This is a genomic window from Dysgonomonas sp. 521, assembly GCF_010501055.1.
GTDB lineage: Bacteria > Bacteroidota > Bacteroidia > Bacteroidales > Dysgonomonadaceae > Dysgonomonas.
On the sequence record NZ_QVMO01000041.1, the window covers coordinates 1 to 13391 of the forward strand.

11 protein-coding genes and 3 tRNA genes are annotated in these 13391 nt (G+C 40.6%); all 14 read left to right on the top strand.

Annotation, left to right across the window (positions count from 1 at the left end):
• Positions 1 to 428: 428 nt before the first annotated feature.
• The 14 genes from D0T84_RS12395 to D0T84_RS12460 all read left to right on the top strand — a co-directional run bounded on the left by D0T84_RS12395 (position 429) and on the right by D0T84_RS12460 (position 11626).
• The gene (locus tag D0T84_RS12395; RefSeq protein ID WP_163308193.1) at positions 429 to 2180 is read left to right on the top strand and encodes a peptide MFS transporter; all 1752 of its coding nucleotides are present in this window, start codon (positions 429 to 431) and stop codon (positions 2178 to 2180) included.
• A gap of 135 nt (positions 2181 to 2315) precedes the next feature.
• On the top strand, positions 2316 to 2813 hold the full coding sequence (locus D0T84_RS12400; protein ID WP_163308194.1) for a DNA-deoxyinosine glycosylase: 498 nt from the start codon (positions 2316 to 2318) through the stop codon (positions 2811 to 2813).
• A gap of 66 nt (positions 2814 to 2879) precedes the next feature.
• On the top strand, positions 2880 to 3755 hold the full coding sequence (locus tag D0T84_RS12405) for an aldo/keto reductase (protein WP_163308195.1): 876 nt from the start codon (positions 2880 to 2882) through the stop codon (positions 3753 to 3755).
• 283 nt (positions 3756 to 4038) lie between these two features.
• Positions 4039 to 5499, top strand: coding sequence for an RNA polymerase factor sigma-54 (gene rpoN, locus D0T84_RS12410; RefSeq protein ID WP_163308196.1), 1461 nt, complete (start codon positions 4039 to 4041; stop codon positions 5497 to 5499).
• Positions 5499 to 6227, top strand: coding sequence for a hypothetical protein (locus D0T84_RS12415; protein ID WP_185155735.1), 729 nt, complete (start codon positions 5499 to 5501; stop codon positions 6225 to 6227). The genes rpoN and D0T84_RS12415 overlap by 1 nt, the downstream gene beginning before the upstream one ends.
• A 29-nt stretch (positions 6228 to 6256) precedes the next feature.
• Entirely contained in the window at positions 6257 to 6637 is a 381-nt protein-coding gene (gcvH, locus tag D0T84_RS12420; RefSeq protein ID WP_163308197.1) for a glycine cleavage system protein GcvH, read from the top strand.
• Between the two features lie 6 nt (positions 6638 to 6643).
• Positions 6644 to 7150 (top strand): 5-(carboxyamino)imidazole ribonucleotide mutase, encoded by a 507-nt coding sequence (purE, locus tag D0T84_RS12425; RefSeq protein ID WP_163308198.1) that lies wholly within the window; start codon positions 6644 to 6646, stop codon positions 7148 to 7150.
• 149 nt (positions 7151 to 7299) lie between these two features.
• The gene (locus D0T84_RS12430; protein ID WP_163308199.1) at positions 7300 to 8520 is read left to right on the top strand and encodes an ATP/GTP-binding protein; all 1221 of its coding nucleotides are present in this window, start codon (positions 7300 to 7302) and stop codon (positions 8518 to 8520) included.
• Positions 8521 to 8522: 2 nt separating this feature from the next.
• Positions 8523 to 9215, top strand: coding sequence for an RloB family protein (locus D0T84_RS12435; protein WP_163308200.1), 693 nt, complete (start codon positions 8523 to 8525; stop codon positions 9213 to 9215).
• Positions 9216 to 9305: 90 nt separating this feature from the next.
• Entirely contained in the window at positions 9306 to 9908 is a 603-nt protein-coding gene (locus tag D0T84_RS12440) for an SIS domain-containing protein (RefSeq protein ID WP_163308201.1), read from the top strand.
• A gap of 4 nt (positions 9909 to 9912) precedes the next feature.
• The gene (locus D0T84_RS12445) at positions 9913 to 11268 is read left to right on the top strand and encodes an SDR family NAD(P)-dependent oxidoreductase (RefSeq protein WP_163308202.1); all 1356 of its coding nucleotides are present in this window, start codon (positions 9913 to 9915) and stop codon (positions 11266 to 11268) included.
• A 28-nt stretch (positions 11269 to 11296) separates the two neighbouring features.
• A tRNA-Trp gene (locus tag D0T84_RS12450) sits at positions 11297 to 11367 on the top strand.
• Positions 11368 to 11475: 108 nt separating this feature from the next.
• Positions 11476 to 11551, top strand: a tRNA-Ser gene (locus D0T84_RS12455).
• Positions 11552 to 11553: 2 nt separating this feature from the next.
• Positions 11554 to 11626, top strand: a tRNA-Asp gene (locus D0T84_RS12460).
• Positions 11627 to 13391: the final 1765 nt, after the last annotated feature.

Sequence of the window (13391 nt, forward strand, 5' to 3'; positions counted from 1 at the left end):
AACAGGATCGTGCGCTGAAATATCTTCATCAATCCTACCAGGAAAAAGTAGCGTTTGATTGGGTATGTACGGACGAAAATGTATCTTTGACATAATAATTTTTTGAATACCTGAAGTTAGCAATACTTTAGGAAATAGCAAAGACCGAGCTTGGGAAAGTTCGGCCTTTGTGCGTAAAAAAGAGGGCATGTCTATTTTGACACACCCTCTTATCCATGTTCAGTCCCTTCGGGACATAATGCGTTCTTTGATATAATCAGAGGAAAAAAACAGCAAGTAAAAAAAGTCACATTTAGCTCCGCTTCGCTCTGCCGTTGTTTCAGCCTGTTTTATTAAAACGCCCTTTAAGGGGAGTATGACAGATAGTTACAAGTTTTATATTATTTTTGTCATGTATTGTGAACTTTTTTACAATAAACAATATATAAATGACACCTGATACACCAAAAGGGCATCCGAAAGGCATATACCTTATTTTCGCCACCGAAATGTGGGAACGTTTCAGCTATTACGGCATGCGGGCGCTCTTTGCCCTCTACATGCTCAACGCGCTGTTGTTTGATAAATCGTATACCGGACAGATATACGGGAGTTACACAGGACTTGTATACCTTACGCCCCTTATCGGAGGTTATATAGCCGACCGCTACTGGGGAAACAGGCGCTCCATTATCGCCGGAGCATCACTGATGGCGGTAGGGCAGTTCCTGTTATTCCTTTCAGGCTGTTTCTTCGAAAATATTAGTACAGCCACTATGCTGATGTTTTGCGGTTTGGGCTTTCTTATCCTTGGCAATGGCTTCTTCAAGCCGAATATGTCGTCTATGGTGGGACAGTTGTATGCTCCGGGCGATAGCCGCAAAGATTCGGCATATACGATATTCTATATGGGGGTAAATGTAGGGTCATTTATTGCGCCTCTTATCTGCGGATTCTTCGGTGATACGGGGCATCCTGCCGATTTCAGATGGGGATTCCTCGCCGGGTGTATCGGGATGCTGCTGGGGCTTGCCATTTTCATCCTGTTCAAAGATAAATATCTGGTAACACCTTCGGGCGAAGCTATTGGCGTAATCCCAAACAATAAGGACATAAACAAAACGGCCACAGACAAGCCTGCCGAAAACCTTACAGGCAACAGCAAGAAATCGAATATTAAACTAATGGCTATCTGGGGCATAATATGGATCATATTATTCTATCTGCTCTATGCTGTATTAGAGACGGATATTATCGGCTCCATTATTTTTTCGCTGACTGTAGTTGCTCCGGGGTATATCATTTCAGACCCTTCGCTGACTAAGATAGAGAGATCGCGCATCTGGGTCATTTACATTATCGCATTCTTCGTCATTTTCTTTTGGGCAGCCTTCGAACAGGCAGGTGCGTCACTTACCTATTTTGCCGAAGAACAGACCGACAGGCATATAGGGCTATTCGGCTGGACTGTGCCCACCTCTTACTTTCAGTCGGTAAATGCCCTTTCCATCATTGTTTTTGCCCCTATATTCGTCATTATATGGACAAAGCTGAATAAAAGAGGGAAGGAACCTGCCTCTCCTTTTAAGCAATCGATAGGGCTTTTCCTGCTCGCATTGGGCTATCTTATAATCGCTTTTGGGGTAAAAGGGCTGGCTCCCGGTGTCAAGGTAAGTATGCTGTGGCTGGTAAGCCTTTATGTAATACACACTTTTGGCGAATTGTGCCTGTCCCCGATAGGGTTATCGATGGTAAACAAACTGGCGCCCCTGCGATTTGCTTCGCTGCTTATGGCTGTGTGGTATTTAAGTATGTCTGCCGCAAATAAGTTTGCAGGTACGCTTACCAGTTATTATCCCGAACCGATAGTCGAACTGTCTGTTATCCGGTCTTTGGAGAAAGAAAATACGTTGACTTTATTACCAAAGGATTTTGAGGAGTCGGTAATGGAAAAAGACGGTATGGCCGTTATCCCTTTTGATATGATAACATTCTCGAAGATAGAGGATAAAAGACTGAAAGCACAGGTGCAGCAAAATCTGGAAAAGCAGCAACTGGAAAATCCGAAAACATTTTTGGGTTACCGGATTTCAAACCTGTACGATTTTTTTATGCTGTTCGTATTTATGGCCGGGGCTGCTTCGGTTATACTCTTCTTCCTGTCGCGTAGATTATTGAAAATGATGCATGGAATAAAATAAAACTTTTAACCACAGAGTCGCACGGAGTTTCACGGAGTATAATTCCATTATTTGATTCACATTCTATTATAGACACTTATAAAGACTCCGTGAAACTCCCTTTACTCCGTGGTTTTATAACATTTCGGTAAGCTTATGAGAAAAATTGCCTTTAACCCTGTTGTAAACAAAAACTGCAAAGTATTGATTCTGGGAACAATGCCCAGTGAGGAGTCTTTGCGCAAGCAAGAACGGTACGGGCACAAGAGCAACCAGTTCTGGAAAATAATCTTTGCCCTTTTCGGAAAGCCTTTACCTGAGAGCTATGAAGAAAAAAACGCCCTTTTGACCGAAAAAAATATAGCCATCTGGGATGTACTCGAATCATGTGAAGGAAAGGGCAGCCTGGATAGCAGTATCAAGAATGAGAAGCCAAATAATTTCAAAAAGTTTTTTAAGGAATATCCCCAGATTGAGTATATCTTCTTCACCAGTAAGAAAGCCGAAGAATTCTACAAAAAATATGTTGGCTTCGATGAAAAGAGGCAGTTTGTCACTTTACCTTCTCCCAGTCCGGCAAATGCACGGATGACGCTGGAAGAGAAAATCGAAAAATGGAAAATCCTAACAGATACAGTTAACTTATATAGCTGAGGGTGTTCTGACCGGAATATCGTTTTTATCACTATCTTGCAGCCAAAATCTAAATAAAATGATTGTATGAAAAGATTAAACAAAAATGCGGTTTTATTATGGGTCTTATTGGCTTTACCCCTTATCGCCTTTGCCCAGATACCAACAGTAACTCTTAATAACGGCGTGAAAATGCCGATACTGGGATTCGGAACCCTCGATCTACGTGAATCTACGGGTGTGCAAAGTGTAGCAAAAGCCATTTCTATCGGTTACCGGCTTTTCGACACAGCCACCGTTTATGGTAACGAAGAAGCGGTAGGGGAAGGAATTAAAAAAAGTGGAATAGACCGGAGTGAGCTTTTCATTACCACAAAGCTTTGGGTGGATGATACCGGCTATGAAAAGACAAAAAAGGCCTTTGAAACTTCCCTGAATAAACTGGGACTGGAATATATTGACCTGTACCTTATCCACCGTCCGCGCGGAGACCTGCGTGGTGCATGGAAAGCAATGGAAGAGCTGTATGAAGCAGGAAAGATCAGGGCCATCGGAGTAAGCAACTTCGAACCACACCAACTGGAGGAGTTACTTTCGTACGCCAAAGTGAAGCCTGCTGTTAACCAGATAGAAACGCATCCTTTCTTCCAACAATACAGGGAGCGCGAGGTACTGAACGGATTGAATATCCAGATGGAAGCATGGTCGCCCCTTGCCGGAGGACGTAACGATATTTTCAATAATCCGACATTGAATGCCATCGGCAAAAAGTATAATAAGAGCGCCGCGCAAGTCAGCCTGAGATGGCTTATCCAGAGAGGAGTAGTTACTATTCCAAGGACTGACAACGCCGAATATATGAAGGAGAATATAGATATATTTGATTTCGAACTAGACGAAGCGGATATGTTGAAAATAACCGGGTTGGATCTGAATACAACGCAATTTCCTGAATGGGAATGACTCAATGTAGGGGTGGGATTCACCCGCCCCGTTATTCTAAACTCTGCCATTTTTGTTTTGCTCCATACCACCGTTATACAGCAAAATATTGAACCTATTTATACTAACTTTGTTTATCCTGTTAGTGTTATATTATTCATGCTCAAAGTTAGTTGATTTCCTTTTTTTAATGTTAAACGAAGCAAGGAAAGCGACAACTTTACCTAACAATTTCTATCTGCCTGTGAAGAATTCACAAAATTTGATGTAAATTTGTTATAACAGAAAGAACCCGATAGTAGTTATGGCTCTAAAACAACAATTACAGCTCAAACAGCAGCAGAAGCTTTCGCCTATGCAGATGCAGGTTATTAAGTTGACCGAATTGCCTGTGCTTGAGTTGGAAGAGCGTATAAAACAAGAACTGGAAGATAATCCGGCGCTGGAAGAAGGACTGGAACCGACCGAAAACCCATCGGAGTATGACGACGATTTCAGCCCCGACGACGATACCAATATTTCGCAGGAAGACCTCACGCTGGGCGATTACATGAACGAAGACGAGATTCCTGACTACCAGCTTCGTGATAATAACAGGCCGTCGGTTGGCAAGCAGGACGAGATCCCATTTTCAGTTGCAGCCTCCTTACATGAGTATCTTATAGAACAGCTAGGCGAATGCGAATTTAACGAAGAAGACGATAAGGTAGCTGAGTATATCATCGGAAACATCGACGAAAGCGGCTATCTCGACCGCTCCCTGTCTGCCATATCGGATGACCTCATATTCCAGCAAAATATAGATGTCTCTGTGCCACATCTCGAAGATATACTGAAAACCATTCAGGATTTCGAACCGGCAGGAATTGCCGCGCGCAACCTGCAGGAATGCCTCCTGCTGCAACTTGACAGAAAAGAGAAATCGGACATTGTAGATTATGCGATCAGCATTATAACCAATTATTTCGATGAATTCTCAAAAAGGCATTATGATAAAATAATCAGGCAACTGGGAATTGACGAAGACATACTGAAGGAAGTAATACAGGAAATTACCACCCTGAATCCTAAACCGGGGAATAACTGGGGAGACTCCCTGTCCATTACGCTGAGTACGATTATTCCCGATTTTACCGTAGAAGCCTATAACGGGGAACTGTTTCTCAGCCTGAACAACCGCAATATTCCCGACCTGCGTGTAAGCCGCGAATATTCCGATTTACTGAAAGGTTATTCCGACAACAAGGAAAGTATGTCTGCCGATAATAAGAACGCGGCAGTCTTTGTCAAGCAGAAACTCGATTCGGCACGCTGGTTTATCGAGGCCATCAAGCAACGGCAGGATACCCTGCAACGTACTATGCAGGCTATTATGGATATGCAGTACGACTTTTTCCTCACAGGAGACGAGGCGCAACTGAAACCAATGATACTGAAAGATGTAGCACAGCGTACAGGGTATGATATATCTACCATATCACGTGTCAGCAACAGCAAATATGTGCAGACAAGTTTCGGCATATATTCGCTGAAATATTTCTTTTCCGAATCTATGCAAACCGATACGGGCGAAGAGATATCTTCGCGCGAAGTGAAAGCGATACTTAAGGAATGTATCGGGAATGAAGATAAGAAGAAGCCGCTGACGGACGATAAACTATCCGAAATTCTGAAAGAGAAAGGATATATAATCGCCCGCCGCACTGTAGCAAAATACAGGGAACAGATGAACCTGCCTGTCGCCCGATTAAGGAAAGAAATATAATGGAAGAAAAAGACTACACCACCATCAATGGCAATAGCCTTGTACAACCAAGAACATCGATAATATACAGACCACCGAAGGAGAAAGAACCCCTTCTTCCCCGGATAATATCTGTCATATTGCATCCGCTGTTTATGGTTATTTATACTGTAGTCCTCATATTCATGTATACTGATTTCAAATTCCTATTTGCCAATCAGTTTATCAGGTTTATGACTCCGGTCTTCTTTTTTTCGTGTATCATACCGGCCACAGGTCTCTATTTTTTAAGGTTGACAAATATTGTCCGCGATTTCCGGCTGGATAACAAGAATGATTGGGCTTTGCCTATTACTGTATTCTTTTTGTCTTACAGCCTGTTATTCTATTACTTCTTCTCGGCTAAACTTTATATCTGGTTTCTGTCGGTCGTCCTTATTCCTTTAATATTGCTTGTTATTTATGTTATTATCTCCCGTTTCTGGAGGATAAGCGCCTATATGATGAGCATTGGAGGGTTAATAGGTTGCATTCTGTCAGTATGCTATCATGTTAAGGGGTTAAACCTGCCTGTTTTGTTCATCATTTTGTTTATCTTAGCAGGATGTTTGGCAGTAGCGCGCCTTATGTTGAAAAGGAGTACTCCGGCACAGGTATATGCAGGTTTTCTTGTGGGTTTCGCTATGTCTTATCTGACTGTATGGATAGGCGCTTACTGGGGCTTTGTCCTGTTTTTGAAAAATTTGTAATATATATAACTTATTAAATTAAGAAAATTATGAACTTTCCTGAAAATTTAAAGTATTCTAAAGATCACGAATGGATCAGAGTAGAAGGCGAAACAGCTTTTGTAGGTATCACAGAGTTTGCTCAAAGTGAATTGGGCGAGATCGTATATGTAGATGTAACTACAGAAGGCGAAACAATAGCGAAGGACAAAGAATTTGGTAGTGTAGAAGCAGTAAAGACCGTTTCGGAACTATTGATGCCTGTTTCGGGAGAAATACTGGAAGTAAACGCCGAACTTGAAGAAAAACCGGAATTAATTAATGAAGATCCGTACGGAAAAGGATGGATCATCAAAATAGCTGTAAGTGATGCATCCGAACTGGATCAATTACTTTCGGCAGCAGACTATAAAAACCTAATTGGTAAATAAACAAAAATGAAACCTGTTGTAAGTATAATCATGGGAAGTACATCAGACCTTCCCGTAATGGAAAAAGCGGCAAAGTTTTTCGATGAAATGGAGATTCCATTCGAGATTAACGCTTTGTCTGCACACCGCACCCCTGAGCGCGTAGAAGCTTTTGCCAAAGGAGCAAAAGACAGGGGGATAAAAGTAATTATCGCCGCAGCCGGTATGGCCGCGCATCTGCCCGGAGTGATCGCTTCCATGACCCCGATTCCTGTAATCGGTGTACCTATCGATGCTTCGCTGGATGGTATGGACGCGTTGCTGGCCATCGTACAGATGCCTCCGGGAATACCCGTTGCCACAGTAGGGATAAACGGCTCGCTGAATGCCGCCATCCTTGCCCTGCAAATGATTGCAACAGGAGACGAAGACTTGCAAAAGAGACTGATGGCCTATAAGGAAAACCTGAAAGGCAAAATTGAAAAGGCAAACGAAGAGCTTGCCAAAGTACAATATAAGTTTAAAACGAATTGAGGGATTTTCTCATAAAAATATAAAAAGGTGTCTTTCAAGGCACCTTTTTTAGCAATATAGATTAATATAAATGATATATTTAACAGTAAAAATGAGAATATTCCTCATTTTTACTGTTAAATTTGCATATATATAAATATATTACTACAATGATTGTAAAATTTACAGTAGGAAACTTCCTTTCTTTTAAAGACAAAAAGACTCTTAGCTTTGAAGCAACGAGTATAAAAGAACATCCCGAAAACATAATAAAACATAGAGGGAAAAAGCTTTTACGCTCAATGGTTGTTTATGGGGCAAACTCAAGCGGGAAGAGTAATTTAATAAAGGCAATGGATAGGATGAGAAATGTTTTACAATACTCTGTAAAACTAAACCCTGATGAAAAACTAGATTATAGTCCATTCTTATTATCTACGGAAACAGAAGGACAACCAACATTCTTTGAAGTGGAGTTCTTTATTGAAAAAGATTTATATCGTTATGGCTTTGAATACAATGAAACAGAAATAGTATCAGAATGGTTATTTAAAACTGAAAAGAAAAAGGAAAAGGTTTTACTAATCCGGGAGAATAATACAATAATTGAAATCGCAGACAGCCTAACAATTGAGTCTTATAAGACAAGAATAAGGCTAAATAAGAACAGATTATATTTATCCTTAAGTGCACAATTAGGTTTAGAAGAAATGGTTTCAATTATGCATTTCTTTGATGTCAACCTACTTCCTATATCGGGATTACTTCATCAAAATATTTTTGAAACAATTATGGAATCGCCTGATAATTATTTCGGTGATATTGATATTATAAAGATAGTCAACGATATGCTCTCAATTGTTTTTAAATTAGGATTTACAAAACTAGAGGTAGTAGACTCGGTTGATGGAAAGAATAAAGAGATAAAAACTGCTCACATCAAATATGATAAAGAGGGAAAAGTTAAAGAAGAAGTTTTTTTCGATTGCCGCCAGCAAGAGTCTGAAGGAACAAAAAAAATGATTGACCTTATACTTCCTATTATGATGGCAATAGTCAGAGGTACTTGTCTTGTTATTGATGAACTTGACGCTAAGTTACATCCAATTCTAACTCAAGAAATTATCAAATTATATTATACAAAATCAGTATATACAAATAATCCTCAACTCCTTTTTGCCACTCACGACACCAATCTGTTAAGTTCTGACCTCTTTCGTCGCGATCAGATCTGGTTTACAGAAAAAGATGAAGTAGAGCAAACTGATCTATATTGCCTTGCAGATATGAAGTTACCTGATGGCTCAAAAGTCCGTAATGACAGTAATCTGGAAAAGAACTACATACGTGGACGATACGGTGCTATACCTTACATCTCTAATAAGGACTAGCTATGACAAAGAAGAAAAATAATGATGAGTTGCTAAAACGTTTTGCACCACAAACGGGACGAGTAAGCAGAGATATTGCAGTATATTTTTTAATCGTTTGTGAAGGTGAGAAAACCGAAACAGCTTATTTTGATGCCTTCCCTCGAAGGAACACCTTGAGAAGGGATATTGTAGTAGACTGTGAAGATAGCCGTAAAAAGACAAGTGCCATGCAGGTAGTAGATAAAGCTATAAGACTTAAAAATGAAAGAAAAGACAAATATGATTCTGTATGGGCAGTTTTTGATAAAGACGAAAATACAGACCAGTCATTTTGTGATGCTATCAAAAAAGCTGCTAAAAATGGGGTAAAAACAGCATGGAGCAACGAGGCATTTGAACTTTGGTATATCCTGCATTTTCTCCCTTTAGAAGTTTCTCTCCCCCGGAAATACTATAAGGAGAAAATTGAAAGTGCTATATCTGAAAAATTAGCAAAAAGAGGAAAATTCAGCTATAGCAAGACAGCGAAGAATATGTATGAAATAATGATTACTCACGGAAACCAGGCTAACGCCATTAAACATGCGGAAAAACTGGCTAAAAAATATAAAAACAATAATTATTCTTCACATAATCCATGCACAATGGTATACAAGCTTGTAGAGGAATTAAATGGAACATCAAAAGAATTGAACAATTCATTGAGTAAATGATTTTATCACAGATTGTACTTACTGATTGAAAGAATTCCATTTTGTAAAATATGATAGAAATATCGTATCTTTGGCAAAAAAAATCAGATAATGAATACAGATGAAATACGTTCAATTCTTGAGCATGAAGCCTCTGCCATATTGAACATTCCCGTTACCGATGCATACAGTAATGCCATTGACCTTATTGTAGAACAGGTAAACAAGAAAAAGGGGAAACTCGTAACCAGCGGCATGGGTAAAGCCGGACAAATAGCACAAAATATAGCGACTACTTTCAGTTCGACAGGTACCCCGGCTGTATTTCTGCACCCAAGTGAAGCACAACACGGAGATTTGGGTATCCTGCAAGAAAATGATATTGTACTGGCAATATCCAATTCAGGGAAAACAAGAGAGATTATCGAACTGATAACGTTGGCGAAAAACCTTGTGGATGGGATAAAATTCATCGTTATTACCAGCGATCCGGATAGCCTGCTCGCTCAAAAAGCCGATGTATTCATTCACACCGGACGCCCCGAAGAAGTTTGCGGCCTGGGGCTGACCCCGACCACCTCAACTACCGTAATGACCGTCATCGGAGATATACTTGTGGTAGGAACCATGCGGAGAATAGGCTTTACAATCGCAGATTACGCAAAACGCCATCATGGCGGATACCTTGGAGAGAAATCACGGGAAAACTTATAAATGAATGTCGGAAAGAAGATTTACGGATGATGAATGGAAAGCATGTATCAAGGTTCTCACAGCCCTGAAAGATGATCCGTTTGACAATCCTGACAATGAGACTTTTAAAACATTGATTACCAAAATACATAAGAATGCCCGCAAAAGTATCCGCAAAGACAATTCATCGCAACGAAAGATTGACGACACAGAGATACTTTTAAGTTCGGAGATAGCAAAACAGGCACAAAACAACACGTCTGCCTATAGTGAAGGGGAAATAGAGGACAGAGGCTACAAACAACTCAATTCGCTTGACAACTGCTATGCCTGCAACCAACCCTTCGACAGGATGCACTTTTTCTATAGCAGGCTATGCCCCGAATGTGCGGAATATAACTACCGCCAGCGGTTCGAACCCATCGACCTCACAAACCGGAACGTCATCCTTACAGGGGGAAGGGTAAAGATAGGTTATGCCACAGCCCTAAAGGTACTTCGGGCAGGAGGAAACCTGATACTTACATCACGGTTTCCGGCACTGGCACTCGAACAACTAAGCAATGAACCGGATTATACACAATGGAAAGACAGGCTCATCGTATATGGGTTGGATTTGAGAAACCTGCGGGCTGTCGAAGACTTTATTGAATTTGTAAAATCTGAATTTAAGTATCTGGATATCCTTATCAATAATGCGGCGCAAACTATAAAATATACAGACAGTTACTATACCCCATTAATAAATAATGAAGCGCTGGCTTTCAAAAAATTAGAAAACGGGAGTAAATTATTGCCGAATAAGACATCAGTTACTCAGGAAACAAAATTACTGGAGCTGAAAGATATGCCCATTGTATTTGATAAAAACCGTTTCGGGCAACCTGTCGATAACAGGGAAAAGAACAGTTGGAACTCAAAACTCGATGAAATATCCATGTACGAACTGCTGGAAGTAAACCTGATTAACCAGATTTCACCGTATTTATTGATTAAAGAACTAAAATACCTTTTCCTCAAATCGGAGTTTCCTGACAGGTTTATTATCAATGTGACCTCATCGGAGGGGCAGTTCAGTTACACAAATAAGACAATCTTCCACCCGCATACCAATATGACCAAAGCCGCTCTGAACATGATGACACGCACATCGGCGGAAGAATTTGCGGAAGACGCCATCTATATGAACAGCGTGGATGTAGGCTGGGTATCTACCGGAGCAAAGGAAGAACTGCGAAAAAAACAGTTCGAAAAGGGTTATATCCCTCCTCTCGATTCTGTAGACGGAGCAGCGCGCATCTTAGACCCTATACGGAAGATCATCGGTGGAAACAAGCTTTATGGAAAGCTATTGAAAAATTACAAAGAAACAAACTGGTAAAGTAAGCCGCGAACTTAAAATATACAATCAGGCAGTAGCTCAGCAGGAAGAGCTCGGACCCACATCCGGCGGTCGTTGGTTCGAGTCCAACCTGCCTGATTGTTTTTTTAGGCCTTTATGATCTTTGAGAATAATTGTAGGGGGAATGAGAGCCTTTTGAGACAGCCTCGTTTATATAATCCAAAAATATCCCTATATTTGCCCTAGACCGGGAAATAGCTCAGATGGAAGAGCACCCGCTTGCTAAGCGGGAGGTCGCAGGTTCGAATCCTGTTTGCCGGTTGCCGGATAGTAGCTCAATAGGAAGAGCACATGCCTGTCAAGCATGGGGTTGTCGGTTCAAATCCGACCTGTCCGGTTCTTTTTCAAATATAACTTTGCCCGCGCATGGAGAGAGCCATCTTTCAATCAGATTTTCATCCTCAATATTCAGCCCTTTTACCGAAACAACAGCCTCTTTTCTAAAATTCAGACCGAATATTTCCTGCAATTGATTTACCAATTCGGGGAAATTATGGGTATCCTCAAAGTCTGGGGCTTTCTCTTTCAAATCCTTCTGATAACTTATCGGATGCTTATACATATTGCGCCATATAACGCGTGGACGGTCGTGAGACGGTAAACGCAGATAATGATTCTTCTCTGAAGGGAGATACCACTGCAAATCGATTATCCATTTTTCTCCCGATAAAATATGAAGCCCAAGAATAGCATCTTTTTCGGTCAATCCGTCAATTTCCTGCCTGTAGTAATCCTTGCACTTGGATAAATCTCCTGTCGAAAATTCGACAGAAAGTCTCCAGTTGAATGATGTTGGCACCAGCCCGAAAGGTTTGATAACCTCAGGGATTTTCTCTCCCTGAAGTTCAGCCTTTATTTGTTGCTGCAACAAGCGTTCATCAAAGGTAAACCAATACCAGCTTCGTTTGTCTGTTGTTTCCTTATATTCTTTAGCAATGTACTCAATCCGTTCCAGCTGCTTTTTGAACTGTTTCGACTTGGTTTCTATAGATTTCACATAGTCAATCGTTTCCTGCGACAAAGTGGAAGGATTGAGCAATAATATGAAATAAGCCTGCCACATCAGGAATTTTTCCTGTTGTTTTACCGATTTTTCCGTTGTTTTCAGCATTTGTGAGATGCGGGACAAACAGGTTTCATTTGCATAAAAAGGCTGTTGCGAACCCAGTCTCCATAGCCATCTCCGGTAAGCGGTTACTTCGAACCGGCAATCAGGATTCGCCATCAGGAAAAAGCAATATTCCTTATATTCGGAATATTTCTGGTTTGTATCAATTCTGAATTTATTATCAAATCCGAAAAGGAATAAACCATTGCCTTCACTGAGGCAGTTTTTATGCTTTCCTCTTCGCAGTCGTTTATAAGCCCTTAGCATTATATGATATGTGGATTCGATATCGTACAGAAGTTTTTCTCCTATCAGGCACAGGTAATAAACCTGCTCTATCTCCTCTTCATTCAGTATGCTTAAATTTTCATTCAGTTTATCTCCGAATAAGGGGGCATAGCCGCGACTCAACCTTCCCCGAAGGCTCCATTCTGCCTTAGGGATTAAAGAGAAGCGATCACCTTCGGAGGTGTAAAACTCAGCGATTAAATCACGGAATGTGATTTCTGAAGTTTTATCGCCCTTCGGTTTTTGAATAGCTGCCTGTAGCTGCTCACTGCCTGTACTTTGTAAAGATGTTTCTTCTTTTCCAAACAGCTTTTTAAAAAAATTAAGCATAATTATCTCCTCCTATTGTTCAATTTCATTAGTCGCTTTTACATACACTTCGTTCCTGTGAATGTTATTTCGAGACTCGGCAGAATATGTAATAAATTTCAATTCTGCCCTCGACACTTAAAACTTTCAATCAAACCATTTGGAAACAAATATAAAGAGAATCTCGCAAAGATAGGCAAAATCAGGAAGAATAGAGTAAGTGTTTGGTTATTAGAATTGTTCGGCGTTGTTTCGCTATATTCTTCTGGTAGGCTAAATGGAAGAATATAGAGCAGTTAAGCGAAAGATTTGCTACCTAAGTACTGCCTTTTTAATTGGCCAGATTAGGAAGTAAAAACAACCTAAATAAAGATAATCACCTCAAAGAACACTTGTT